The following is a 24,481-nucleotide window of genomic DNA, read 5'->3' on the forward strand; positions in this document are numbered from 1 at the left end:
GGGTCACTCTAGATCGGGTTCCCGCAGCCGGAAACGCTGGAGCTTGCCGGTCGGGGTGCGCGGCAGCGAGGTGTGGAAGACGATCGCGCGCGGGCATTTGTAGGGCGCGATACGGGTCTTGGTGAAGGCACGCAGCGCGGCGACGGTCTCGTCACCCCGGGGGACACCGTCCCGCAGCACGACATGGGCGATCACCACCTGTCCGCGGTCCTCGTCCGGGCGGCCGACCACCGCCGCCTCGGTCACATCGGGGTGCCGCAGCAGCGCGTCCTCCACCTCGGGGCCCGCGATGTTGTACCCGGCCGAGATGATCATGTCGTCCGCGCGGGCCACATAGCGGAAGTAGCCGTCGGACTCGCGGACATAGGTGTCGCCGGTGATGTTCCACCCGTCCCGTACGTACTCCGTCTGTCGGGCGTCCGCGAGATAGCGGCAGCCGGTCGGCCCGCGGACCGCCAGCAGCCCCGGTGCGCCGTCCGGCAGCGGTGCGCCGTCCGGGCCCACCACCCGCGCCTGGAAGCCGGGGACCGGCAGTCCGGTCATCCCGGGGCGGATCGCGTCGTCGGCGGCCGCGATGAAGATGTGCAGCAGCTCGGTGGCGCCGATCCCGTTGATGATCCGCAGACCGGTCGCCTCGTGCCAGGCCTGCCAGGTCGCGGCCGGCAGATTCTCCCCGGCCGACACGCACCGGCGCAGCGAGGACACCTCGTGCCCGGCGAGTTCGGGCAGCATCGCGCGATAGGCGGTCGGCGCGGTGAACAGCACCGAGATCCGGTGTGCCGCGATATCGGCGAGCAGCTGCCTCGGCCCGCCCCAGTCGGCGAGAAAGGCCGACGCGCCCGCCCGCAGCGGGAAGATGACCAGTCCGCCGAGGCCGAAGGTGAAACCGAGCGGCGGACTGCCGGCGAACACATCGTCCGGCTCCGGGCGCAGCACCTGCGCCGAGAAGGTGTCCGCGATGGCGAGCACATCGCGGTGGAAGTGCATACAGCCCTTGGGGCGCCCGGTGGTGCCCGAGGTGAAGGCGATCAGCGCGACATCGTCGGCGGAGGTCGCCACGGCCGGGTAGGGCGCGCCGCCCGGCCGGGCGAGCTGCCGCAGATCGTCCGGACCATCCCCGCCGAACGTCGTGATGCGCAGCCCCGGGACCTCGGCCTTGGCGAGATCGTCGACGGCCCGCGCCTCGCACAGCGCGAACCGCACCTGCGCGATGGCGCAGATCGTGGCGAGTTCCTCGGGGCGCTGGGCGGCCAGCACCGTCACCGCGACCGCCCCCGCCTTCATCACGGCGAGCCAGCAGGCGGCCAGCCAGGGCGTGGTGGGGCCGCGCAGCAGGACGCGGTTGCCCGGCCGCACCCCCAGCCGGTCGGTGAGCGCATGGGCGATGGCGTCCACCTGGGCGCGCAGCTGACCGTACGTCCAGACCGGGCCGCTCGCGTCGCGGACCGCGGGCCGGTCGGCGCCGAGCCGGGCGATGGTGCCGTCCAGCAGCTCGGCGCCGCAGTTCAGCCGGTCGGGATAGCCCAGATCGGTGAGGTGCGGCCACTGGTCGGGGGGCGGCAGCCGGTCGCGCGCGAAGGTGTCGGTATGGGCCGAGGACCGTAGCTCCATGACGGGTGCCCCCCTAGGTGTGTTGTCCGGACAGGTTGGTGACGCGGCTGGCTGGGGTGTGGCCGCTGATTCCGGTGTGGGGTCGGTGGTAGTTGTACCAGTCCAGCCAGTTGGGAAACGCTGCTTGGCGCTCGGCGTCTGAGGTGTAGGGCCGGTGGTAGGCCCATTCGTCGAGCAGGGTGCGGTGGAAGCGTTCGACTTTGCCGTTGGTCTGGGGTCGCCAGGGCCGCGTCCAGCGGGGGCTGATGCCCAGGTCACGGCAGGTCTGGCGCCAGGTGTTCTTGGTGTAGGCCCAGGCGTTGTCGGTCAGCACGCGTTCGGTGAAGACGCCTTGTCCGGCGAACCATGCCGTGGCGCGGGTCAGGAAGGCGGCGCAGGTCGGGGCTGTCTCGTCGGGCAGGTCTTCGGTGTAGGCGAGGCGGGAGTGGTCGTCGAGTGCGGTGTGCAGGTAGGCGTATCCGGCGCCGTTGCGGCGGTCCTTGTTCGGGCTGGAGGCGGCCCTGCCGAGGGCTTTGTGGCCGCCGCCGTCGGGGATGCGGCCGAGCTTTTTGACGTCGATGTGGACCAGTTCGCCGGGGCGGGAGCGCTCGTAGCGGCGGACGGGTTCGCCGGTGGCCCGGTCCAGCGTGGCCAGGGGTGGTGTGTGGTGGCGCTGGAGGATGCGGTGGGCGGTGGAGGCTGCGATGCCGGCGCGGCCTGCGAGTCGCAGTGGGCCGATGCGGTGTTCATGCCGCATCCGCAGAACGTGCTCCTCGACGGCTGGGGAGGTGCGTCGTGGCTGGTGGTGGGGGCGGCTGGAGCGGTCGTCCATGCCCGCTGGGCCGTGCAGTCGGTAACGGCCGGCCCAGCGGGCAGCGGTGGTGTGGCTGACCTGGAAGCGTTCCGCGGCCCGGCGAAGCGGCCAGCCGTCGTCAACGACGCACCGGGCCAGACGCAGCCTGCCGGTTGGGGTCAGCGGGGCATTACGGTGGGACACGAGGGCCTCCTGAGAACCGGTGGAGATGTCGCAATCCACACCAATCCCAGAAGGCCCTCACCCGTTCAAGCACCACCACGGTGCATGTCGCCTGTCACCAACGTCCCGGGACAACACACCTAGGGCGTGGGCCGACGGGCGGCCGGGGGAGGAATGGAAGACGGCGGAGGCCGGTGTGGGAACCGGTCGGGGACTGCTCGGTTTGCTGCGCGTTCTGCGGGCGAGGACTGCCGTTCGGATCCGTCGTCAGCGTAACGTGTTCGTGACGGCAGTCAACAGACCGCGATAGAGGACCGCTACCAGGGAGCCGCCTCGTGACCGTATTCGCGCTGGGACCGGACGAGCAGCAATGGTGCGCCGAACTGCGCGCGCTGACCGCCGAACGGCTGAGTCCGCTGGCCGAGAAGGGCGAGGAGGGCCGGGTCAACCGCCCGCTGATCGCCGCGCTCGGTGAACTGGGGCTGCTGCGGCGTCTGTTCCCCGCCGACGGCGCGCTGCGTGCCCTGGACCTGTGTCTGCTGCGGGAATCCCTCGCCCAGGAGTGCACGGAGGCGGAGACCGCGCTGGCACTCCAGGGCCTCGGGGCCTACCCGGTGGTGCAGTCCGGGACCGCCGACCAGCGGGCCCGCTGGCTGCCGGAGGTGGCCGCCGGCCGGGCGGTCGCGGCCTTCGCGCTGAGCGAGCCGGGCGCGGGCTCGGACGCCGCCGCGCTGTCCCTGGCCGCCGAGCCGGACGGTCCGGACGGCTGGCGGCTCACCGGCGAGAAGTGCTGGATCTCCAACGCCCCCGAGGCCGACTTCGCCACCGTCTTCGCCCGCACGGGCGGCGCGGCGGGGGCACGCGGGGTCACCGCCTTCCTCGTCCCCGCCGACCGGCCGGGCCTGACCGGCGAGCACCTGGACATGCTCAGCCCGCATCCGATCGGCACGCTGGTGTGCGACGGCACGCCGGTGACCAGGGCGGATGTGCTGGGCGAGGTGGACGGCGGATTCGCCGTCGCGATGGCCACGCTGAATCTCTTCCGGCCGAGCGTCGGCGCCTTCGCGGTCGGTATGGCGCAGGCCGCGCTGGACGCCGCGCTGGCGCACGCGGGCACCCGCACCGCGTTCGGCGGCCCCCTCAAGGACCTCCAGTCCGTCGGCCACCAGCTCGCCGAGATGGCCACCCGGGTCGAGTCCGCCCGCCTTCTGGTCTACGCGGCGGCCTCCGCGTACGACACCGGGGCCCCGGACCTCGCCCGCCGCTCGGCCATGGCCAAGCTGCTGGCGACCGAGACCGCGCAGTTCGTCGTCGACGCCGCCGTGCAGATCCACGGCGCCCGCGCGCTGCGCCGCGGCCATCTGCTGGAGCACCTCTACCGCGAGGTCCGGGCGCCGCGCATCTACGAGGGCGCCACGGAGGTGCAGCGCTCGATCATCGCCAAGGAGCTGTACCGGTCGCGGACCTGAAGTCCGCGACCGCGTCAGCCCGTTGGGTGCCTCAGCTGTTCGCCTTCCAGACCTGGCCCAGCTTGCACTTGCCCGAGCTCGGCCCCTGGCCGCCGGGGCCCTTGAGGAAGGTGCCGGAGACCGAGGCGGGCCGGGTCTGGCCGGCGGCCACCCCGCTGACGGAGATCTGCGCCGAGCCGAAGGTGGCGCCGGTCTCGTCGGTGAACTGCACGGTGCCGTTGTAGGTCGCCGTGCCCTGCGAGTTGCCGTTGGTCACGCTCAGCTTGGCGCTCAGCGTCCCGGCCGCGCTGTCGACCTGGCAGTCGGTGATCCGGATGTCCGACTCGGGCGGCGTGGTGGATCCGGCGGTCGGCGAACCGCCCGTGGTGGTGCCGCTGCTGGTGGTGCTCCCGGAGCTGCTGTAACCGCCGTCGCTGTAGCCACCGCTGGAACTGGAACTGGAACTGTGGCTGCTGCCGCAGCCCCCGCCGTGCGAATGCCGGGCCCCGGTCAGCGCGACGACCACCAGTGCACATGCGGCAACAGCGCGGACATGGCGAAACTGCATAGCTACTTCTCCCCCGTGGTGACGGCCGTCCCCTTGGACGGCCGCCCTGAGCGCGTATCTATACGCGCATCCGATTGGTGATGCGCTCGCCGAGCGTTCTTGACGAGCGCGCGTCAGGCTAGCAAGCGCGGGCAGGGGCGCCGAATTGCGGCCGACGGGCGAGCGCCGGTGCCGGATGTCAGGCTGACAGCAGAGAGGATCCGCGAAGGGAATCACCATGATCACTACTGACTTCGTTCCCGGCTCCCCGTGCTGGCTCGACCTCGGCGCCCCGGATGTGGAGGCCGCAACGGCCTTCTACCGGGCCGTCTTCGGCTGGCAGGCCGAACCGCACGGTGGCCAGGACGTGGGCGGATACACCCTCTTCCGGCTGGACGGCAAGGCCGTCGGCGCGGTCGGCCCGCTCACCGAGGCCGGCGCCCGCTCCGCCTGGACGCTCTACTTCCACACCCCCGACGCGGACGCCTCGGTCCAGGCGGTGGAACGGGCGGGCGGCTCGGTCCGTGTGCCGCCTGCTGGGGTCGGTACGGAAGACGGGCGGTTCGCCCAGCTCACGGACCCGCAGGGCGCCGACTTCGCCGTCTGGGAACCCGCCAGGTACCCGGGCGTCGAGGATGCGGACGGCCCGGGCACCCTGGTCTGGACCGAGCTCTACACCACTGACCCCGCCGCCGCGCAGACCTTCTACAAGTCCGTCTTCGGCTGGAGCACCCAGGACATGCCGCTCCCCGGCGGCAGTGGCACCTACACCCTGCTCACCCCCGCCGGTTGCAGCGAGGAACGGATGCACGGCGGCCTCATGGGCGTCCCCGCGGACCTGCTCGGCCCCGGCGGAAAGCCGTACTGGCACCCGGTCTTCGGCTGCCAGGACTGCGACGCCACCGTCGGCCTGGCAACCGGCAACGGCGGCACCCTGTCGATGGGCCCCGAAACCGCCGAGGGCGTCGGCCGCCTCGCCGTCTGTACGGACCCGTCGGGCGCGGAGTTCGTGGTGCTCACGCCGGAGGGGGAGGGGTGAGGTGGGGGCGCTGTCGGCTATCGCCTGCCTTCGACGCAGGTGGCGACTGCTTTCGGCAGGCCACTGAAGTCGGTCTTCAGCGGGCTGAGGCGCTTGAGGCTGGAGAGCCTGATGGTCTTCTGGACCGGGCACCGTTCATCCAGGACCCGGGTGGGCAGGACGTAGAAGGTCCACTGGTCGAGGTCGAGGGGATCGAGGGTCTGCTTGTCCTGGTGGTGCAGCAGGCAGAAGACATACACATCGGAGCGGCGCAGCACTTCGGCCGAGGTGGTGCCGGTCTGTGCGTCCCAGCCGGAGGCCGGCGCGATGGAGAACGAGATGTCCGACGGCTGGGACTGCGCCCACGACTGCAGATATGCCGCCGACTTGACCTCGACACGCCACTTCTCGGGGGTGCGGATGTCAACGGTGTCCCATTCGGTGCGGGTACCCGTGGCGGTATCCAGTGCCGTGGCCACGAGGTACTCGGCCAGGACGCCCCGCATGGTGTTGTTGGCCAGGTCGGAGCACGCCCAGCTCCAGAAGTCACCCAGCCTGCCCACCGTTTGACCATGGGCCCGTAGTGGCTCACCGCCGCTGCGGCGCGAGATGACCAGCGGACCGAGATCGACACTCATGCTGTCCTCCAGACGGCGGTGTGATGGCGATGCTCAGCCTGACAGCAGTCACTGACAACGGAGTTGGTCACCCGCTCGTGGATGTCGTGCCGCAGTGCGTGCGGGCACCTCACCGACGGAGTCACACGGGTGCCGCCGCACTCTCTCCTGGCCCAGATCGTTGCAGGTCAGGAAGGGTGCGGCGGCATCAGTCGTTCAGATGTCCCGGAAGAGACCGGGCGGCTCTGTGACCTGCTGCGAAGGGTGGCTGTGGGGCGCTGACCTGCGGTGATGGCCTTTCGGCTGTTTCACAGTAATTGACGATTCTACGGACCTGGTCGGTAAGTCAGTGCAAGAGAAGGGCTTCATGTCGACCGCAGTAGGGAAGGCGACATTCGACCATCAGCCCGCAATGCTTCACCTGCGTGCGCCCGAAGGGACGCCGGCGGCATACGTCGAAGATGTCAGTCACTTCGGCGGAAGCGAGAACGAGATCGTGCTCGGACGTGGTCGCAACATTCATTTCAAACAAGTATTTGTAGACGAAAAGGGTAAGTACCACATCTACGGAGAGATATCATGAGTGGCGATCGCCCGTCGAAAGACGGTGGGACTCCCCAAGGCCCATTGTCGGAGGACGTGCACCTCACGCTTGTGGGCGGCCCCGAGGAATACGGCAGGAGTCCAGTCGGACCCGTTCGGTACATCGCGTACTGCAATCCCGCGGGCGCCATCGGTTACTTGTGGATGGCGGCGGACGGCTCTGACAACGCCGGTTGCATTCCGAGCCGCGAGCAGGGGTATCGCGCCATCAACGCGCTTGGCTTCTGGATCGAGCGCATGCGGGAGGCGAAGGCACGCGGTTTGACGCCAGAGCAGGCACTGAACTGGCTGTTGGACTCCCAGGTGGGAGGTATGCCTTTCCCGGGCCGAGTGCTCCCCAGGTCGGGCGGAGAGGTGGAGAGCCTGGATACACTCCGTGCCCAGATCAAGGCGCTGCCCGAGGTCAAAGAGCCGCCGTATCTGTGCACTTACGCCTATTCGAGGCGGATTGTCGAATCGGACGGACGGCAAAGGCTGCTCGTACCGAAGATCACCGACGACATGCGGAAGTCGACCGTGCTCGCTCCGGGCAAGCGGATGATCGCCATCGATCCGGAGTACCCACTCTTCAGTAGCGTCCCCGTCCCCCGCGAAGGGATCGTCGGGGACTGGCAGATCGACCAGGACGGCGGGTTCGGCGACTTCGTCCGTAACCGGCACTACCGCCCCACCCCGACGGCGGTCGGAATGCTTCGGGCAGAGAACACGGTGGAGCGGGCCGTCCAGCTCAGGCTGCTCGGCCGCATTACGGAGGACGAACTTCTGAAGGAGCTGCGCTCCGCTCAGGTCCTGGTCCCCGTGGAGGACGACGGCAGTACGCCGCGCCTCCGGGAGCGCGGCTCCGGAGGGCGCCCATTCTTGCTGATGTACACCGGAGCGCGCCACGCACCGCAGGGCGGGGAGCATTGCCGCTGGATGAACGCCGCGGAGGTGGCGGGTCGCATGATTAATCTCGACATCGAGATCGACGAGGGGAGCGCGGCATGCCTCGACATTGCGGCTTCCAAGGTGGCGGTGAGCCCTTTCGGCTGACCCTGAGACGCTATCCGCTTACCGAACGTGATCCTTCGATTCGGCTTGGGCGGGCATGAACTCCGGCTGGCGGCGGGGGAGATAGGGCGGTTCGTCCCGACCGGGTTCCGTCCCAGTGTCCCGTCGTACCCGCACATCGCACACGCGAAGGCATAGGCGCGCAGTACTTCTTCGGCGAATCCTGACCTAGGGCATGGCACTGACAGTGGGGCCGACGCACCGGCTGAGTAAGGTGAGCGATCACGGGAGCAGCCGGAGTGGAGGGGGTGGTAGCGCCATGCTGGAGCAAGGACTGGGGACGCCGGATCCGTTCGTCTCGACGCCCGCGCCGAGTGTGAAAGGGCGCCTCTTCGGCGGCCTCTTCTTCTTTCTGGCGCTCCTCTGCGCCGGCTTCTCGCTGTACAACTCGACGCACGCAGCGGGCCTCGTCGGTCGTCACGGCACGCTCACGGTCGAGCGCTGCTGGATCGACCACGGAAGCCGTCACCACAGCGACAAGACGGTGTGCGCCGGCACCTTCCGCGCAGACGACGGAACGACCGTCGATCACGAGGCGACCATCACGGCAGACCGCGAACGGGGCGACCGCATCCCCGTCCAGCAGACCGTGAGCGGCTACCTCGCCACCGGCTTCGGCGAGATCTGGCGCTGGTGCGCGCTGTTCTTCCTCGGCTGGATCGTCGCCGCGCTGGGGATCCCGTTCGCCGCGACCGGCATCATGCCGAGCAGGGGACAGGCCGTGGCCGTGGGCCGGTTGATCGCCGGAACCCGCGCGAGTGCCTGGATGAAGCGGCTGGTCCTGGGCGGCGCCGGTGGTGCGGCGCTCAGCCTCTACCTGGCCTGGATCTTCTGAGCCGGAAGGCTCCGACCACGCGACCGATCGACGCAATGACCATGAGCACAACCATCAAGTGAGGGAACCGGCTTGAACAGTCAGTCGTGGGGCGACATCGTCGCCCGCCGTGCCCGTGTCCGTGGCTGTCTTCTGGGCGGGGCGATAGGCGACGCCCTGGGATACCCGATCGAGTTCCAGCCGCTGGCCTCGATCCGCAACGGCTACGGGCCGTCCGGGGTCACCGGCTTCCTGCCGGTCGGCGGCGTCGTCCTCGGCCAGGTCTCCGATGACACCCAGATGACCCTCTTCACCGCGGAAGGCCTCATCCGCGCCTACGCCCGCTACGGCCCCGCCACCGGCAACGGCATCAGCTCCGCCGGGCCCGTCCTCGTGCGGAACGCCTATCTGCGCTGGCTCGACACCCAGAACCACCCCGCGCCCCCGCCGCCGGCCGAACTCGCCTACGACCGCACCGGCTGGCTGCGCCAGCAGACCTGGCTCTACGCCCGCCGTGCCCCCGGCAACGCCTGCGTCTCCGGCCTCCGCTACGAGCACATCCCCGACACGCTCGGCGAGCTCGGAGCGCCGGGGCCGGTCAACCCCGACTCCAAGGGCTGCGGCACGGTCATGCGCTCGGCTCCCTTCGGCCTCACCGGCATGCCCGTTCGCCGAGCCTTCGAATTCGCCGCCCGCTGCGCCCAGATCACCCATGGCCATCCCACCGGCTACTACGCGGCCGGTGCCTTCGCCGCCATGATCGGACACCTACTGGACGGCGACTCCCTCGAAGGCGCCGTGCTGCGCTCGATGGAACTCCTCGCCCGCTATCCCGGCCACGAGGAGACGACGGCCGCCCTCCGCAAGGCGGTCGACCTGGCTGCCGACGGCACAGCGACCCCCGAGAAGGTCGAAACCCTCGGCGGAGGCTGGATCGCCGAGGAGGCCCTGGCCATCGCCGTCTACTGTGCCCTCGCCCGCCCCGCCGACCCGGCACCCCGGCGCACGCGCGTTGAGTCAGCCTTCCTGCTCTCCGTCAACCACTCCGGTGACAGCGACTCCACGGGATCCATCTGCGGCAACCTCCTCGGCGCCCACCACGGCGACCTCGCCCTCCCCCCGTCCTGGCTCACCGCCGTCGAGGGCCGTGGCACGATCACCGAGCTGGCCGACGACTTCTCGGCGGCGTTCCACCCCCTCACCCACCAGCCGTACAACGAGTCGTTCTTCGCCCCCGGGCGCTACCCGCGCAGCTGACGCCGCTCGGCCACGGGCGCCCACCCGGCACCGTACGGCAGTGCCCGGGCATGATGGAGGGGTACGGCTGGAAGCGATCTCCTGGGAGCGGCTGACCGATGCGCGCGCTGACCGGATCGGAAAGCTGACGGCGGCGGACGGCGGTCCGTGGCTGCGCGTCGCGATCGACGGGGCGCCGACCGCCCATCCGGAAGGGCTGGCGGCGCGCTTGGCGGATGTCCTGCGGATCCGCGGACGCTCGGTGCAGACCGTCGGGACGGGCGGCTTCCTGCGACCCGCCTCGCTCCGGTACGAATTCGGGCCCGAGGACCCCGACGCGTACTACGACCAATGGCTCGATACGGGTGCGCTGTGGCGCGAGGTCTTCAACCCCCTGTAGGCGGACGGCAGCGGGCGCATCCTGCCCGACCTGTGGGACAGGCCCGCATCGAGATCGGATAGAAGCTCCGCGATCCAGCTGGCGAGCACGTCGTCTGCAACATCGAGCGGCTGCACACAGGGGGCCTCTGGGAAGAACAAAGCCACGGCCTCGCCCTCGGAGCAACTCTGCTGCCAGAGCAGTACAGATGGGAGTAAGACCGTGTCCTATGTGGTGAGGCGGACGAGTCGCTTGTAGCAGCAAAGGGCGGCGGCGAGTCCGAGAAAGGCCAGGTAGTTGCGGGAATGGCGCTCGTAGCGGGGGATGAGTCTGCGGTAGCCGGACAGCCACGACATGGTGCGCTCGATCACCCACCTCCGGCGCCCTAAGCGTTCGCTGGATTCGATGCCTTTGCGGGCGATGCGCACTCCGATCCGCTTGCCGCGCAGCCATTTCCGCAGATCGGCGCGGTCATACGCCTTGTCGGCGTGAAGGCGCTGGGGCTTGAGGTACCGGCCTCGGTGGGGGTCGTGTCTCGTTTGGTGACCCGCCACCATGGGCTTCAGCCCTTCGCTGTCGTGGGTGTTGCCGGCCGAGATGCCGACGAGAAGGGGCAGCCCGTTCGCGTCCGACAGGATGTGCATCTTAGAGCCCGGCTTGCCCCGGTCCACGGGGCTCGGACCTGTGTGTTCGCCCCCTTTTTAGCCCTGACATGGGCGGTGTCGAGGACGACGCGGGTGACGTCGATCAGGCCGGCGTCGTCGAGCCGGTGCAGCACGGCTTCGTGGAGGCGGCCCCAGACGCCGGCTCTCGACCAGATCAGGAACCGGCGGTGGGCGGTCGACTTCGATATGCCGAAGCAGGGCGGCAGTTGGCGCCATGCGCAGCCGCTGACCAGGACGTAGACGATGGCCGCAAACAGCGTCTCATCAGGCGTGTCCTGCGTTCCGCCGCCCTGTGGCCGCACTCTCGACGGCGGGATCAGCGGCTTCGAGATCTCCCACAGTCCGTCCGGAACAATCCAACTCCACGTACCCCGCCCCATACCGAAGCCAACGACCGCCTCACCACATAGGACACAGTCTAAGGCGATCAATCGGAACTACTTCAACTCCTACGTCTGGAAGCCCGCTCTGGCCGACGCCGGCGTGATCGCTGCACTGGAGGAGAGCGCACCGGACGGATCCCGGGCCTGGGAGCCCTCCCGGGAGCACGGCTACCATGCCCTGCGTCACTTCTACGCCTCCGAGCAGCTGGAGGCCGGCGAGTCGGTCGTCTCCCTGGCCAGGTGGCTCGGCCACTCTGACCCCGGCTTCACACTCCGGAAGTACGCGCACTTCCTGCCCCGCGCCGGTGCACGCGGCGGCGCAGCCATCGACGCGGTCTTCGCGTAGCCGCAAGCCGACCAGCAGAAGCTCGGTCCTGGCCCAAAGTCCCAGAGAAGTCCCAGACATGCCGCCGCACCCCCTCCTGGCCCGTATTCACGCAGGTCAGAAAGAGTGCGGCGGCATCCGTGATTCAGATGTCCCGAAAGATCTCGATCTGCGCCCCGATCGAGTTGAGGCGTTCCGCCAGGTCCTCGTAACCGCGGTTGATGACGTAGACGTTGCGGAGGACGGAGGTGCCCTCGGCGGCCATCATGGCCAGGAGGACGACTACGGCGGGGCGCAGTGCCGGGGGGCACATCATTTCTGCGGAGCGCCAGCGGGTGGTGCCGTCCACCAGGACGCGGTGCGGGTCGAGGAGTTTGACCTGGGCGCCGAGGCGGTTGAGGTCGGTCAGGTAGATCGCGCGGTTGTCGTAGACCCAGTCGTGGATGAGGGTCTGGCCCTGGGCGCTGGCCGCGATGGCCGCGAAGAAAGGGACGTTGTCGATGTTGAGGCCCGGGAAGGGCATCGGGTGGATCTTGTCGAGGGGGGCCTGGAGCTTGGAGGGGCGGACCGTCAGGTCGATGAGCCGGGTGCGGCCGTTGTCGGCGGCGTACTCCGGGCTGCGTTCGTGGTCCAGGCCCATCTCTTCCAGGACGGCCAGTTCGATCTCCAGGAACTCGACCGGGACGCGGCGGATGGTCAGCTCGGACTCGGTGACAACTGCCGCCGCCAGGAGGCTCATTGCCTCGACCGGGTCCTCGGACGGGGCGAAGTCCACATCGCGTTCGATGTGTGCGGCACCGTGGACGGTGAGGGTGGTGGTGCCGATGCCGTCGACCCGGACGCCCAGCTCCTCCAGGAAGAAACACAGGTCCTGGACCATGTAGTTGGAGGAGGCGTTGCGGATGACCGTGACGCCGTCGTGGCGGGCGGCGGCCAGCAGCGCGTTCTCGGTGACGGTGTCGCCGCGTTCGGTCAGCACGATCGCGCGCTTGGGGGCGACGGTGCGGTCCACCTCGGCGAGATAGGTGCCGTCGGTCGCGGTGATTTCCAGGCCGAAGTGGCGCAGCGCGGTCATGTGCGGGGTCACGGTGCGGGTGCCGAGATCGCAACCGCCCGCGTACGGCAGTTTGAAGTGGTCCATCCGGTGCAGCAGCGGGCCGAGGAACATGATGACGCTGCGGGTGCGGCGGGCGGCCTCGGTGTCCATCGAGTCGAGGTCGAGTTCCGCGGGCGGGATGATCTCCAGGTCGTTGCCGTCGTTGATCCACCGGGTCCGTACGCCGATGCTGCCCAGTACTTCGAGGATGCGGTAGACCTCCTCAATACGGGCCACCCGGCGCAGAGTTGTGCGGCCCGCGTTGAGCAGTGTGGCGCAGAGCAGCGCCACACAGGCGTTCTTGCTCGTCTTCACGTCGATGCTGCCGGAGAGCCGGCGTCCGCCGACCACTCGCAGATGCATCGGCCCGGCATAGCCCAGCGAGACGATTTCACTGTCGAGAGCCTCGCCGATTCGGGCGATCATCTCAAGGCTGATGTTCTGATTCCCGCGTTCGATGCGGTTGACGGCACTCTGGCTGGTGCCCAGAGCCTCCGCAAGCTGCGTCTGTGTCCAGCCACGGTGCTGCCGGGCGTCACGGATGAGCCTGCCGATGCGTACGAGGTAGTCGTCTGCCATGGGGTGACCGTATCTCAGATATGAGATGGATGCTTCATTGTGGCGTGTCGAGTAGTTCTACTACTATGCGAACAATCGAAGGAGAGACGTAAGGGGAGTTATGCGAAGTGTGCTGCGTTCTGTCCCGCCTTTGACCGGCCGGCCGCGGACCGTGATTGCCGCCGGTCCCTTCCTTGCCGTGATCGTGGCGTTCGCCGGCATCTATACGGCGGTGTCCGGCCGGCTGCCCGATCCGCTCGCCACCCACTTCCGGTTCGGTGGCCAGGCCGACGGCTTCACCTCGGTCCAGGGCTTTCTGGCCGGGTCCCTCGCCCTGTTCCTCCTTCTCGGCGCCGTGGTCGGCTTCCTCGTCCAGCTGCGGCCGGCTGCCCCCGAGGTGCCGTGGGTGATCGCCGGCGGCTACGCCACCGTTGTCGTAATCGGCTATGCCGACTGCGTGACGCTGCTCAGCAACGTCGACGCGGCCGATGCATCGGCCGTCCGGGTGCCGCACTGGGAGCTGTTCCTCGGCCTCGCGGTGGCGCTGTGCGCCGGGGCGCTGGGGCGGCTGCTCGCCGGCGCGGCGCCCGCCGCGCCCTGGCGGCCGCGCGGTGCGGTGTCCCGGCTCGACCTTCCCGCCGCCGCGACGGCCGGCTGGTCACGCACCATCGGCTCGCCGCCGCTGGCCGTACTGGGCGGGTTGCTGCTCGTCGGCGGGCTCCTCATCGGCCTCTTCGCCGACTGGATCGCGAGCGCGGGCCTGCTGTTCGGCGCTGCCGTGTCCCTGCCGCTCGCCTCGGTACGGGTGACCGTGGACCGGCGTGGGCTGACCCTTGCGCCGGCGCTGCTGTCCTCGCGTTGCCGTTTCCGGCGTATACCCCTGGACCGCATCGAGGAGGCCGGCAGCCGGCGCGTCGCCTGCTTCGCCGAGTTCGGCGGCTGGGGCTACCGCATCCGGGCCGGTCGCAGCGGCTTCGTGCTGCGCTCGGGGGAGGGCATTGTGGTACGGCTGACCAACGGCAGGGAGTTCGTGGTGACGGTCGATGATGCCGCGACCGCCGCGGCACTGCTCAATACGTACACCGACCGCGCCCGTTCGCGGCAAGGAGGCTGAGGTGCTCTTCCGGGTCGACCCCGGGTCGTCCGTCCCGCTCGGCGACCAGATCGCGGCCTCGGTCCGCGGTGCCATCGCCGACGGCACGGTGAACACCGGGGAGCGGCTGCCGGCCGCCCGTGAGCTCGCCGCGTCCCTCGGCGTGAACGTCCATACCGTGCTGCGCGGCTATCAGCGCCTCAAGGAGGAGGGGCTGATCGAACTCCGCCGGGGGCGGGGTGCGGTGGTCATCGGCGCCGCCGCGCCCGCCCGCGCCCGCCTCGGGGAAACCGCCGAGCGGCTGATCGCGGAGGCCCGCCGGCTGGGGCTCTCGGACGAGGAGATCGTGACGGTGGTGCGGGTGGGGCTCGCGGGGCGGTGAGTTGGCGGGGGCGGGGGCGTTGTCGCGGTTGAGCGGTCCGCCAAGTCCTGTGTGGGGGGCGAGAGGGTGTTGTGGGTCTGCGGCTGTGTTGTGGGTCGCGCCGTTCCCGGCGCCCCTCTCGGGCGCGACCGCGCCGCGACTTCAGTGAGGCTGCTTGCCCGCCTTGCGCTCGCTCCGCTTGTCGTCCGTCGGTGACGGTTCCGGTGCGCGGATGCCGCGTACCTGGGGGGAGAGCAGGGCCGCGGCCGAGGCGAGGACGATCAGGGCGGCGCAGCCGGCGAGGGCGTGGCCGACGCCGATGCGTGCCGCCACCGGTCCGGCGATCAGCAGGCCGAGCGGGGCGAAGGCCAGTGAGCCGAACCAGTCGTACGAGCTGACGCGGGACAGCGCCGCCTCCGGGACCTCCCGCTGGATGGTGGTCGCCCACAGCACACCGAAGATGTCGGCGGCGATCCCCGAGGCGAACATGGCGAGCGCGATCCACGGCACCGGTGCCCGCACCGCGAGCAGCGCGATCGGGAGGGCCAGCGGGAAGGTGGCCAATACGGCGGTCAGCACCGGCCGGTGTACCCGGAGGCGGGCGGCCAGTCCGGCGCCGGTGATGGTGCCCAGCGCCTGCGCGGCGACGATCAGCGACCAGGACCGTGCCCCGCCCAGCCCGTTCTCGGCCATCAGCGGCCCCAGCACTCCGGCGTTGGCGTTGAGCGCGGCGACCACGACCGAGTACTGCGCGACGACCACCCACAGCCACTGCCGCCCGGCGAACTCCCGCCAGCTGTCCCGCAGATCGGCCCACCCCGACGTCCCCGTACGGGCCCGCGCGGGCAGCCGGAGGCCGCGGATCAGCAGCGCGCTCACCACGAACGACGCGGCATTGAGCGCCAGGGCCCAGCCCGCGCCGACGACCGCGACGGCCACACCGGACAGCGCGAGCCCCAGCAGCATCGAGCTGTTCATACCGACCCGCAGCAGCCCGTTCGCCCGCTGTAGCCGCGTGGCGGGGACGAGCAGCGGAATGACGCCGTCCATCGCTGGGGAGAACAGCGCGGTGGCCGTGCCCGCCAGCGCCGCGAGGGCGCAGAGCGCCCACAGGGGGGCGTGCCCGGTCAGCACCATGGCGGCGAGTCCGGCGTACGCGGCGGCGCCGACGAGATCGGTGACGATCATCAGCCGGGAACGCGACATCCGGTCCGCGAGCACCCCGCCGGCCAGGATGAACACCAGCTGTGGCACCGCCTGACAGGCCAGCACCAGCGAGAGCTGCCCGGGTCCCGCCCCCGGCAGCGCCAGCACCGCGAAGGACAGCGCCACCCGGGCGAAGCCGTTCCCGAGGACCGAGATGGTGCGGGCGGCGGCCAGCAGCACGAACCGTCGGTCGCGCCAGAGGGGCGGATCGGCAGGTGGTGGGTCGCCAGGTGAGGGGGCAGCAGGTGGTGGGGCGGTGGTGGCGGCGGGCGGGGACGGGTGAGGGAGCGCGGGTTCCGGAGTGGCCGTCACGGCGTCAGCGTAGGAGCCGGAGGTCCGTCCGGGTGTGGCAATCCCGCACGGCGGCCGAGAACATGCGGTGCGCGGGGCGCCCTCTGTCGCTGCCTCCTTACGGGGGCCAGACTGCGGTGATGACGTCCAGGCCAACGCCCGCCCCGCCTCCAGAGTCCGGTCCGCCCGGGGCGGTGACCGAAACCAGCGGTGAAGGTAGCGGTGAAGGTAGCGGCGAGGAACGGGCCGCTGGGGGAGGGTCCGACCGGGCAACGGCCGACCTGTTGGACCGCTTTCTGGCCGGTCTCCGCCTCCGGCTTCCGCGTCTCCGGGCGCTCTGGGCTCACGGTTCCCTCGCCGGTGGCGACTACCAGCAGGGCCGCAGTGACCTCGACCTGATCGCGATCGTCGACCGCCCGTGTACGCCGGACGAGGAACGGCAACTGGGCGCGCTCCACACGACCCTGGACCGGACCGACCCCCTCGCCGCCAAGCTGCACTGTAGTTACCTGGCGGCCGACGAGACGGCCGAGCCCGCCCGTATCCACCTGACCTGGGCCCACCGGGAACTCATGCGCCGCACGGTCACCCCGGTCACCCGGCGCGAACTCCACACGTTCGGACGCGTCCTTCACGGTGATGACACCCCCGCCGCCCTCCTCCCGCCGGTGACCGACGCGCAGCTCGCCGCCTACATCGCCACCGACCTGCGGGACTACTGGCGGCCTACCCTGGAGGACCCGGACCTGTGGCTCCAGGACATCTGGGTCGATCTCGGCCTGCTGACCCTGGCCCGCGCCACGGTGACCCTCCGCGACGGCACGCTGATCAGCAAGGGCGAGGCACTGGCCGTCCTCGGCGAACTCGGCGCCCCGGACGAGGTCATCGCCGACATCAGAAACCGCCGCTACGGGCCTGCGGCACCGCCCCCGCCGCCCGGCCCCGCTCGCCCGCCCGGCCCCGCTCGCCCGCCCGGCCCCGCTCGCCCGTCCGACGCACTCACCCGCCGCGCCGACCTGACGCGGGCATTCCTCGGCCCGGCCCTCGACCGCACGCTGGCGACGTACGGCCACAACTCCCCGACTCCGCAGGGCTGATCAGCGCCTGAGGTCCCGGCTCCCCACCTAACGGGACACTCCTGCAGGGAACTTGGGCTCGCCCGTCACCGAAGAGGCAGCTGCACGACGCCCGTTCCACACCCCTGACTCGAACCAGCCCCCACACCCGCGAAGTACGCCAGCCGCCCACCCCAACACCGCCCCCAACACCGTCCCCAACACCGTCCCCAACCCACCCCCACCGACCCGCCTGAACCCGGACAATCCCCCTGCCCTAAATTTGCGCTGTGACCCCAAACCCACCCTCCCGCCCCGGAACCCCAACCCGTCCCCGTGCCCTCTCGCGCCCCCGTGCCATCGCGCTCGGCGCCGTGCCCGTCGCGACGCTGCTGGCCGTCGCGGGGTTCGCGCCGTTGCCGTACTCCGTGGCGCGGCCGGGGCAGACCACGGATGTGCTGGGTACGCACGGTGGCGGGGAGGTCATCTCGACGAGCGGCGCCACCGTGCGGAAGACCTCGGGGCAGTTGCGGATGGTGGCGATCCAGGCGACCGCGCCCACGGCGGATATCCGGGTGGGGGAGGTGATCGAGGGGTGGTTCCGTACGGACCGGGCGGTGCTGCCGCTGGATGCGGTCTTTCCCTCCGGCGGGTCCGAGGAAGAGATCGCGCAGCACAACGCCGCGGACATGAAGTCCTCGCAGCGGGCCGCGACCACGGCCGCGCTCCGTTTTCTGCACCGGGACCCGGACCGGGTGAAGGTGCGGCTGCGGCTCGACGATGTGGGCGGGCCCAGCGCCGGGCTGATGTTCTCGCTCGGCATCGTCGACAAGCTGGGCGGCGACGGCAGCGGCGGTGAGCTCACCGGCGGCCGCACCATCGCCGGTACGGGCACGATCGACGCCGACGGCAGGGTGGGCGCGGTCGGCGGAGCGCCGCTCAAGACCCAGGCGGCCCGCCGCGACGGGGCGAGCGTCTTCCTCGTGCCGAAGGCGGAGTGCGCACAGGTGCAGCCCGCCCCCAAGGGGCTGCGGCTGGTCCCCGTCACCACCCTCAAGGGCGCGGTGCAGGCCCTGCGCGCGCTGGCGAAGGGCGGACCGGTCCCCGGTTGCTGAACCGGCCGCCCTGTCCCCGCCCCTCCGCCCCGGCCCGTTCCGTCAGTCGTCGAGGATGGACAGATCCAGCCGGCTCAGCCGTGCGAGGTCGGCGAGGATATTGATCTCGACGATCTTCCCGTGGGCGAGGGCGAAGCCCATGACGGCCAGCGGCTGCCCGCCTTGCGCCGTGACCAGGCCCGGGGTGCCGTTGACCAGCGCCGGGCGCGCGAACGGGGCGAACCGGGAGAAGGTGAGTGCCTGCTCGACGACCGCGCGGGCTCCGCGGACCAGCTTCGACAGCCCGTCGGGCGCCCCACCGGCGTCGGCGCGCAGCACCACATTTGGGTCGAGGACCGCGAGCAGCCCCTCGAAGTCGCCGCCGCGCGAGGCGGCGAGGAAGGCATCGACCACCTCCCGCTGGCGTCCGAGATCGGTGTCCGGCGCCGGGGCGCCCTGGACCCGGCGGCGGGCGCGGCTGGCGAGCTGGCGGGCGGCGGCGGGGGTGCGGTCGACGAGCGGGGCGACCTCGTCGAAGGGCACCGCGAACATGTCGTGCAGGACGAACGCCAGCCGCTCGGCGGGGGTGAGGGTTTCCAGGACGACGAGCAGCGCGAGTCCGACCGAGTCGGCCAGCAGCGCCTCCTGTTCCGGGTCGACGGTGTCCAGGCGGCTCACGACGGGCTCGGGGACATGCACCTCCAGGGAGTCCTCCCGCCGTGCCTTGCGCATCCGCAGCTGGTCCAGGCACACCCGCCCGACGACCGTGGTCAGCCAGCCGCCGAGGTTCTGCACCTCGTCACCGCCGGTCCGGCTCAGCCGCAGCCAGGCCTCCTGGACGGCGTCGTCCGCCTCGCTCAGCGAGCCGAGCATGCGGTAGGCCACGGCCCGCAGCCGGCTGCGGTTCTCCTCGAAGCGTTCGGCCAGCCACTCGTGGTCGTTCATGGGTCTCAGTCCTCCCCGTCGAGCTCCGTCACCGTACTGACGGAGGTCACGGGCCGAATGTGACACGGGGAGTTCGGGGGAGGGGTGCGGAGCCGCCCGCCCGGCGCGGAGTCGCGTGTCGTGTCGGCCGTCCGTCGACAGCGGACAGTGTGCTGTCGGCGGGATGTCGGTGGCCGTTGGGACCGTGTGGCAGGACGGACGGCACCGGTGAGGAGGGTGCGGTCCCGGTCACCGCCACCGGATCAGCCCGAGAGTGCGGAACCCGCGATGAACTACCCGGAACCCGCGATGAGTGGAGTGAGGAACCCGAGATGAGTGAGCGATCCACGATGCCCGCCGCAGAAAAGGCCCAGGGGTGGGACGTGCACCGGCTCCCGTCCGCCGAGGGCAAGTGCTTCCTGGTCACCGGCGGCAACGCGGGTATCGGGTATTTCGTGGCCGAGCAGCTCGCCGGCACCGGGGCCACGGTCGTGCTCGGCAGCCGCGACCCGGCGAAGGCCGACGCCGCGACCGCGTCGATCCGTGCCCGCGTACCCGGTGCCGAGGTGCGGCACCTGCGGCTGGACCTGGCCGATCCGGCCTCGCTCCGGACGTCGGTGGCCGCGCTCGGCCTGGACCGTCTCGACGCGGTTGTCCACAACGCCGGTGTGGCGCTCGACGATCCGCCGCGCCGGGAGACCAGGGACGGTCAGGAGCTGATGTTCGCGACGAACCACCTGGGGCACTTCGCCCTGACCGGGTGGCTGGCACCCCTGCTCGCGGCCACGGCCGGGAGCCGGATCGTCACCACCGGCAGCTTCGCGGCCAAGTCCGAACGCCTGGATCTCGACGATCTCCAGAGCGGCCGCGACTACCGGCCCAAGCGCACCTATGGGCGCTCGAAGCTGGCACAGATGCTCTTCGGCGTCGAACTCGACCGCCGGCTGCGCGCCGCGGGCCGCGCGACGCTGAGCGTGGTCGTCCACCCCGGCGGCGCGCTCGACTCGCTCACCCCTTCCCGCCCGCAGGTCCGGGTCCGGACGACGGCCGAGCGGCTGCGCGGGCTGCCGCTCGGCCTGGTCGTCCAGGGCAAGGAATCCGGCGCGTGGCCCGCCGTACGGGCGGTGCTCGACCCGGACGTGCGCGGCGGGCAGCTGTGGGGGCCCCGGGTGTTCGGGCTGCGCGGCAGGCCCGTGCCCGAGCCTCTCTGGGAGCACCTGGCCGACGCCGGCACCGCGGCGCGCCTGTGGACCGCCAGCCGCGCCCTGACCGGCGTCGACCCGGTCCTCGGCCCCCTGTGAGGCAGCGAAGCCTGGCCGAAGCGCGGCCCGCGGTCCCGACCGGCCGCTCCTGGCCGTCCGACCCGCCCGGCCCGGCGGTCGCCGTTACCCGAACTGCCCGGGCTGGTAGTCGCCGGCCGGCTGCTGGACCATGACGTTCGCCCGGTTGAAGGCGTTGATGAGGGCGATCGCGCACACCAGGGCGGCGAGCTGCTCCTCGTCGTAGTGCTTGGCGGCGTTCGCCCAGGCCTCGTCCGTGACCCCGCCGGCCGCGTCCGCGAGGCGGGTGCCCTGCTCCGCCAGCTCCAGCGCGGCGCGCTCGGCCTCGGTGAAGACCGTGGCCTCCCGCCAGGCCGCGACCAGGTTGAGCCGGACCGAGGTCTCACCGGCGGCCGCCGCGTCCTTGGTGTGCATATCGGTGCAGAAACCGCACCCGTTGATCTGGCTGGCGCGGAGCCGCACCAGCTCCTGCGTCGAGGCCGGCAGCGTCGAGTCCTCCAGGATCTTGCCGGCCGCGACGATGTGCTTGAAGACCTTGCCGATGGTCGGGCTGCTGAAGGCGTCCAAACGGGCGTTCATGGTGCTCTCCTTTTGCCGGTCGGTGCTTGCACACGTACGACGGCCCAGCCCGGCAGGATGTGACATGAGCGCCTGACCTGCGGCTTTCCGCTCGCGGGGCGGCGCGGAGCCCGACGACGGCGGGCACCTGCACTGCCGGTGGGCGACCCCTGGCCCCGACCATTTCCGGTCACTCCGCCCGCGGTGGCACGAACCCGGTGGTCACCGGCCTTCAGTGACCACGATCGCATGCCGAGGGCACAGCGCACCCCGGTCGGGGCATGACCAGGACGCGGCGATGTATTAGAGTTATCTCGACATCGAGATATCTGCCGAGAGGCGTACCGCTGCCGCGCCAGTAAGGCATACCTAACTTAGGCTCACCTTAGCGGATGGGGCAAGGACGGTGACGGCAGCATTGCGGTGGTACGCGCGAATTCATGCATGAAGGAGACTGTCGTGTCGGCGAACAGCTTCGACGCCCGCAGCACGCTGCGCGTGGGCGACGAGTCGTACGAGATCTTCCGGCTGGACAAGGTCGAAGGCGCCGCGCGTCTTCCCTACAGCCTGAAGGTGCTGCTGGAGAACCTGCTCCGCACCGAGGACGGCGCGAACATCACCGCCGACCACATCCGGGCACTCGGCGGCTGGGACTCCCAGGCCCAGCCCAGCCAGGAGATCCAGTTCACGCCGGCCCGCGTGATCATGCAGGACTTCACCGGCGTGCCCTGTGCCGTGGACCTCGCCACCATGCGTGAGGCCGTGAAGGAGCTCGGCGGCGACGCCGACAAGATCAACCCGCTGGCGCCGGCCGAGCTGGTCATCGACCACTCCGTCATCGCCGACAAGTTCGGCACGAAGGATGCCTTCGGCCAGAACGTCGAGCTGGAGTACGGCCGCAACAAGGAGCGCTACCAGTTCCTGCGCTGGGGCCAGACCGCCTTCGACGAGTTCAAGGTCGTCCCGCCCGGCACCGGCATCGTCCACCAGGTGAACATCGAGCACCTGGCCCGTACGGTCATGGTCCGCAACGGCCAGGCCTACCCCGACACCCTCGTCGGCACCGACTCGCACACCACCATGGTCAACGGCCTCGGTGTGCTGGGCTGGGGCGTCGGCGGCATCGAGGCCGAGGCCGCGATGCTCGGCCAGCCGGTCTCCATGCTCATCCCGCGCGTCGTCGGCTTCAAGCTGACCGGTGAGCTGAAGCCCGGCACCACCGCCACCGACCTTGTGCTGACCATCACCGAGATGCTGCGCAAGCACGGTGTCGTCGGCAAGTTCGTCGAGTTCTACGGCGAGGGCGTCGCCGCCACCTCGCTGGCCAACCGCGCCACCATCGGCAACATGTCGCCGGAGTTCGGCTCCACCGCCGCGATCTTCCCGATCGACGACGAGACCCTGAAGTACCTGCGTCTGACCGGCCGCGACGAGCAGCAGGTCGCGCTCGTCGAGGCGTACGCCAAGGAGCAGGGCCTCTGGCTCGACCCGGCCGCCGAGCCCGACTTCTCCGAGAAGCTGGAGCTGGACCTGTCGACGGTCGTCCCGTCGATCGCCGGCCCGAAGCGCCCGCAGGACCGCATCGTCCTGGCCAACGCCGCCACGCAGTTCGAGCGCGACGTCCTCAACTACGTCTCCGACGCGGACGAGGCGGGCCAGGAGTCCTTCCCGGCCTCCGACTCCCCGGCCGCCGCCAACGGTGTGCCGACCCGTCCCACCACGGTCACCGCCCCCGACGGCTCGACCTACGAGATCGACCACGGTGCGGTGACGGTCGCGGCCATCACCTCCTGCACCAACACCTCGAACCCGTACGTCATGGTCGCCGCCGCGCTCGTCGCGAAGAAGGCCGTGGAGAAGGGCCTGACCCGCAAGCCGTGGGTCAAGACCACCCTGGCGCCGGGCTCGAAGGTCGTCACCGACTACTTCGACAAGGCCGGGCTCACCCCGTACCTCGACAAGGTCGGCTTCAACCTCGTCGGCTACGGCTGCACCACCTGCATCGGCAACTCCGGCCCGCTGCCGGAGGAGGTCTCCAAGGCCGTCAACGAGCACGACCTGGCCGTCACCTCGGTGCTCTCCGGCAACCGGAACTTCGAGGGCCGGATCAACCCCGACGTCAAGATGAACTACCTGGCGTCCCCGCCGCTGGTCGTCGCGTACGCCCTCGCGGGTTCCATGAAGGTGAACATCACCGAGGACGCGCTGGGCACCGACACCGAGGGCAACCCGGTCTACCTCAGGGACATCTGGCCCTCCGAGGCCGAGGTCAACGACGTCGTGGCCAACTCCATCGGCGAGGACATGTTCAACAAGTCCTACTCCGATGTCTTCGCGGGCGACGCCCAGTGGCAGGCGCTGTCGATCCCGACCGGCAACACCTTCGAGTGGGACCCGCAGTCCACCTACGTGCGCAAGCCCCCGTACTTCGAGGGCATGACGATGGAGACCACCCCGGTCTCCGACATCGCCGGCGCCCGGGTGCTGGCGAAGCTGGGCGACTCGGTCACCACCGACCACATCTCCCCGGCCGGTGCGATCAAGGCCGACACCCCGGCCGGTCAGTACCTCACCGAGCACGGCGTCGAGCGTCGTGACTTCAACTCCTACGGCTCGCGCCGTGGTAACCACGAGGTCATGATCCGCGGCACCTTCGCCAACATCCGCCTGCGCAACCAGATCGCGCCGGGCACCGAGGGCGGCTACACCCGCGACTTCACGCGGGCCGCCGAAGGTGACGGCGGTGCTCCGGTGTCGTTCATCTACGACGCCTCGCAGAACTACCAGGCCGCCGGCACCCCGCTGGTCATCCTGGCCGGCAAGGAGTACGGCTCCGGCTCGTCCCGTGACTGGGCGGCCAAGGGCACCGCGCTGCTCGGCGTCAAGGCCGTCGTCGCCGAGTCCTACGAGCGCATCCACCGCTCGAACCTCATCGGCATGGGCGTCCTGCCGCTCCAGTTCCCCGAGGGCCAGACCGCCGAGTCCCTGGGCCTGACCGGCGAGGAGACCTTCTCCGTCACCGGCGTGACCGAGCTGAACGACGGCACCACCCCCCGCACGGTCAAGGTGAGCACGGACAGCGGCGTCGAGTTCGACGCGGTCGTCCGCATCGACACCCCCGGCGAGGCGGACTACTACCGCAACGGCGGCATCATGCAGTACGTGCTGCGCTCGCTCATCCGGAAGTAAACACAGCCGCAAGTAAGTCCCCTGGGGCACCCGGACGGGCCGCACTCCCTCGACCGAGGGGGTGCGGCCCGTCCGCTTTTCCGTGCCCGGTCTCAGCGGATCAGGCGGTCGCTGCCGGAGTTCCC

Annotated in this window: 22 protein-coding genes and 2 pseudogenes; 14 read left to right on the forward strand and 10 right to left on the reverse strand. The window is 70.5% G+C overall.

What is annotated here, in order from left to right:
- Window positions 1-3 precede the first annotated feature (3 nt).
- Both QT196_RS30430 and QT196_RS30435 read right to left on the reverse strand, forming a co-directional pair.
- Window positions 4-1,611, reverse strand: coding sequence for an AMP-binding protein (locus QT196_RS30430; RefSeq protein WP_168481819.1), 1,608 nt, complete (start codon window positions 1,609-1,611; stop codon window positions 4-6).
- A 13-nt stretch (window positions 1,612-1,624) separates the two neighbouring features.
- Window positions 1,625-2,587 (reverse strand): IS481 family transposase, encoded by a 963-nt coding sequence (locus tag QT196_RS30435; RefSeq protein WP_168481483.1) that lies wholly within the window; start codon window positions 2,585-2,587, stop codon window positions 1,625-1,627.
- A 314-nt stretch (window positions 2,588-2,901) separates the two neighbouring features.
- Here QT196_RS30435 and QT196_RS30440 point away from each other — a divergent pair, with 314 nt between their 5' ends.
- A complete protein-coding gene (locus QT196_RS30440; RefSeq protein WP_168481820.1) occupies window positions 2,902-4,035 on the forward strand; it encodes an acyl-CoA dehydrogenase family protein in 1,134 nt (377 codons plus the stop codon).
- 31 nt (window positions 4,036-4,066) lie between these two features.
- On the opposite strand, the gene QT196_RS30445 is transcribed toward QT196_RS30440, so the two are convergent.
- Window positions 4,067-4,582, reverse strand: a complete 516-nt coding sequence (locus QT196_RS30445) for a hypothetical protein (RefSeq protein WP_168481821.1) — start codon at window positions 4,580-4,582, stop codon at window positions 4,067-4,069.
- Window positions 4,583-4,799: 217 nt separating this feature from the next.
- On the opposite strand from QT196_RS30445, the gene QT196_RS30450 reads away from it, so the two are divergent.
- A complete protein-coding gene (locus QT196_RS30450; RefSeq protein WP_168481822.1) occupies window positions 4,800-5,600 on the forward strand; it encodes a VOC family protein in 801 nt (266 codons plus the stop codon).
- 17 nt (window positions 5,601-5,617) lie between these two features.
- Here QT196_RS30450 and QT196_RS30455 read toward each other — a convergent pair whose 3' ends face one another.
- Window positions 5,618-6,217 carry a hypothetical protein gene (locus tag QT196_RS30455; RefSeq protein ID WP_168481823.1) on the reverse strand — a complete coding sequence of 200 codons (600 nt, stop codon included), beginning with the start codon at window positions 6,215-6,217 and terminating at the stop codon, window positions 5,618-5,620.
- Window positions 6,218-6,530: 313 nt separating this feature from the next.
- On the opposite strand from QT196_RS30455, the gene QT196_RS30460 reads away from it, so the two are divergent.
- Window positions 6,531-6,779 carry an ADP-ribosyltransferase gene (locus tag QT196_RS30460; protein ID WP_266732930.1) on the forward strand — a complete coding sequence of 83 codons (249 nt, stop codon included), beginning with the start codon at window positions 6,531-6,533 and terminating at the stop codon, window positions 6,777-6,779.
- Window positions 6,776-7,831, forward strand: coding sequence for a hypothetical protein (locus QT196_RS30465; protein ID WP_290356063.1), 1,056 nt, complete (start codon window positions 6,776-6,778; stop codon window positions 7,829-7,831). Before QT196_RS30460 ends, QT196_RS30465 begins: the two co-directional genes overlap by 4 nt.
- Window positions 7,832-7,926: 95 nt before the next feature.
- Here the strand turns inward: QT196_RS30465 and QT196_RS39420 are convergent.
- Window positions 7,927-8,019, reverse strand: a pseudogene (locus QT196_RS39420) (restriction endonuclease); the annotation flags it as partial.
- An 89-nt stretch (window positions 8,020-8,108) separates the two neighbouring features.
- Here QT196_RS39420 and QT196_RS30470 point away from each other — a divergent pair.
- The 3 genes and pseudogenes from QT196_RS30470 to QT196_RS30480 form a co-directional block, all read left to right on the forward strand.
- Window positions 8,109-8,684, forward strand: coding sequence for a hypothetical protein (locus tag QT196_RS30470; RefSeq protein ID WP_168481826.1), 576 nt, complete (start codon window positions 8,109-8,111; stop codon window positions 8,682-8,684).
- Window positions 8,685-8,756: 72 nt separating this feature from the next.
- Window positions 8,757-9,920: an ADP-ribosylglycohydrolase family protein gene (locus QT196_RS30475; protein WP_168481827.1), complete on the forward strand. Its 1,164-nt coding sequence runs from the start codon at window positions 8,757-8,759 to the stop codon at window positions 9,918-9,920.
- Between the two features lie 67 nt (window positions 9,921-9,987).
- Window positions 9,988-10,380, forward strand: a pseudogene (locus QT196_RS30480) (uridine kinase); the annotation flags it as partial.
- Window positions 10,381-10,505: 125 nt separating this feature from the next.
- Here QT196_RS30480 and QT196_RS30485 read toward each other — a convergent pair.
- Window positions 10,506-11,323 (reverse strand): IS5 family transposase gene (locus QT196_RS30485; protein ID WP_290356064.1). Its coding sequence is split into 2 segments (ribosomal slippage): window positions 10,506-10,981 and window positions 10,981-11,323, totalling 819 coding nucleotides; the frame shifts between segments, so codons are not numbered across the junction.
- A gap of 103 nt (window positions 11,324-11,426) precedes the next feature.
- Here QT196_RS30485 and QT196_RS30490 point away from each other — a divergent pair.
- Window positions 11,427-11,672 carry a hypothetical protein gene (locus QT196_RS30490; RefSeq protein ID WP_248001371.1) on the forward strand — a complete coding sequence of 82 codons (246 nt, stop codon included), beginning with the start codon at window positions 11,427-11,429 and terminating at the stop codon, window positions 11,670-11,672.
- A 124-nt stretch (window positions 11,673-11,796) separates the two neighbouring features.
- Here QT196_RS30490 and QT196_RS30495 read toward each other — a convergent pair whose 3' ends face one another.
- On the reverse strand, window positions 11,797-13,326 hold the full coding sequence (locus tag QT196_RS30495) for a UDP-N-acetylglucosamine 1-carboxyvinyltransferase (protein WP_168481829.1): 1,530 nt from the start codon (window positions 13,324-13,326) through the stop codon (window positions 11,797-11,799).
- Window positions 13,327-13,504: 178 nt separating this feature from the next.
- Between QT196_RS30495 and QT196_RS30500 the strand changes: the two genes are divergently transcribed.
- Together QT196_RS30500 and QT196_RS30505 are read left to right on the forward strand one after the other, a co-directional pair.
- Entirely contained in the window at window positions 13,505-14,419 is a 915-nt protein-coding gene (locus QT196_RS30500) for a DUF1648 domain-containing protein (protein WP_290356065.1), read from the forward strand.
- A 1-nt stretch (window position 14,420) separates the two neighbouring features.
- A complete protein-coding gene (locus tag QT196_RS30505) occupies window positions 14,421-14,780 on the forward strand; it encodes a GntR family transcriptional regulator (RefSeq protein ID WP_085926137.1) in 360 nt (119 codons plus the stop codon).
- A 141-nt stretch (window positions 14,781-14,921) separates the two neighbouring features.
- Here QT196_RS30505 and QT196_RS30510 read toward each other — a convergent pair whose 3' ends face one another.
- Entirely contained in the window at window positions 14,922-16,277 is a 1,356-nt protein-coding gene (locus QT196_RS30510; RefSeq protein ID WP_290356067.1) for an MFS transporter, read from the reverse strand.
- A 119-nt stretch (window positions 16,278-16,396) separates the two neighbouring features.
- Between QT196_RS30510 and QT196_RS30515 the strand changes: the two genes are divergently transcribed.
- Window positions 16,397-17,353: a nucleotidyltransferase gene (locus QT196_RS30515; RefSeq protein WP_290356068.1), complete on the forward strand. Its 957-nt coding sequence runs from the start codon at window positions 16,397-16,399 to the stop codon at window positions 17,351-17,353.
- Window positions 17,354-17,601: 248 nt separating this feature from the next.
- On the forward strand, window positions 17,602-18,426 hold the full coding sequence (locus tag QT196_RS30520) for a S16 family serine protease (RefSeq protein WP_290356069.1): 825 nt from the start codon (window positions 17,602-17,604) through the stop codon (window positions 18,424-18,426).
- Window positions 18,427-18,468: 42 nt separating this feature from the next.
- On the opposite strand, the gene QT196_RS30525 is transcribed toward QT196_RS30520, so the two are convergent.
- Entirely contained in the window at window positions 18,469-19,350 is an 882-nt protein-coding gene (locus QT196_RS30525) for a sigma-70 family RNA polymerase sigma factor (protein WP_168481832.1), read from the reverse strand.
- 329 nt (window positions 19,351-19,679) lie between these two features.
- Between QT196_RS30525 and QT196_RS30530 the strand changes: the two genes are divergently transcribed.
- Window positions 19,680-20,630, forward strand: coding sequence for an SDR family NAD(P)-dependent oxidoreductase (locus QT196_RS30530; protein WP_290356750.1), 951 nt, complete (start codon window positions 19,680-19,682; stop codon window positions 20,628-20,630).
- Window positions 20,631-20,714: 84 nt separating this feature from the next.
- On the opposite strand, the gene QT196_RS30535 is transcribed toward QT196_RS30530, so the two are convergent.
- Window positions 20,715-21,188 (reverse strand): carboxymuconolactone decarboxylase family protein, encoded by a 474-nt coding sequence (locus QT196_RS30535; RefSeq protein WP_168481834.1) that lies wholly within the window; start codon window positions 21,186-21,188, stop codon window positions 20,715-20,717.
- A 423-nt stretch (window positions 21,189-21,611) separates the two neighbouring features.
- Here QT196_RS30535 and acnA point away from each other — a divergent pair, with 423 nt between their 5' ends.
- Window positions 21,612-24,356 carry an aconitate hydratase AcnA gene (gene acnA, locus QT196_RS30540; RefSeq protein ID WP_290356070.1) on the forward strand — a complete coding sequence of 915 codons (2,745 nt, stop codon included), beginning with the start codon at window positions 21,612-21,614 and terminating at the stop codon, window positions 24,354-24,356.
- Window positions 24,357-24,481: the final 125 nt, after the last annotated feature.

The sequence above is a fragment of the Streptomyces sp. P9-2B-2 genome (genome assembly GCF_030406865.1).
GTDB classification, from domain to species: Bacteria; Actinomycetota; Actinomycetes; order Streptomycetales; family Streptomycetaceae; genus Streptomyces; species Streptomyces platensis.

What these genes read in the sequence shown, in the direction of transcription:
- QT196_RS30430 (WP_168481819.1), bottom strand. Translation starts at nt 1,611, where the DNA reads ATGGAGCTACGGTCCTCGGCCCATACCGACACCTTCGCGCGCGACCGG.
- QT196_RS30445 (WP_168481821.1), bottom strand. Translation starts at nt 4,582, where the DNA reads ATGCAGTTTCGCCATGTCCGCGCTGTTGCCGCATGTGCACTGGTGGTC.
- QT196_RS30450 (WP_168481822.1), top strand. Translation starts at nt 4,800, where the DNA reads ATGATCACTACTGACTTCGTTCCCGGCTCCCCGTGCTGGCTCGACCTC.
- QT196_RS30455 (WP_168481823.1), bottom strand. Translation starts at nt 6,217, where the DNA reads ATGAGTGTCGATCTCGGTCCGCTGGTCATCTCGCGCCGCAGCGGCGGT.
- QT196_RS30465 (WP_290356063.1), top strand. Translation starts at nt 6,776, where the DNA reads ATGAGTGGCGATCGCCCGTCGAAAGACGGTGGGACTCCCCAAGGCCCA.
- QT196_RS30470 (WP_168481826.1), top strand. Translation starts at nt 8,109, where the DNA reads ATGCTGGAGCAAGGACTGGGGACGCCGGATCCGTTCGTCTCGACGCCC.
- QT196_RS30495 (WP_168481829.1), bottom strand. Translation starts at nt 13,326, where the DNA reads ATGGCAGACGACTACCTCGTACGCATCGGCAGGCTCATCCGTGACGCC.
- QT196_RS30515 (WP_290356068.1), top strand. Translation starts at nt 16,397, where the DNA reads ATGACGTCCAGGCCAACGCCCGCCCCGCCTCCAGAGTCCGGTCCGCCC.
- QT196_RS30525 (WP_168481832.1), bottom strand. Translation starts at nt 19,350, where the DNA reads ATGAACGACCACGAGTGGCTGGCCGAACGCTTCGAGGAGAACCGCAGC.
- QT196_RS30530 (WP_290356750.1), top strand. Translation starts at nt 19,680, where the DNA reads ATGCCCGCCGCAGAAAAGGCCCAGGGGTGGGACGTGCACCGGCTCCCG.
- QT196_RS30535 (WP_168481834.1), bottom strand. Translation starts at nt 21,188, where the DNA reads ATGAACGCCCGTTTGGACGCCTTCAGCAGCCCGACCATCGGCAAGGTC.
- acnA (WP_290356070.1), top strand. Translation starts at nt 21,612, where the DNA reads ATGAAGGAGACTGTCGTGTCGGCGAACAGCTTCGACGCCCGCAGCACG.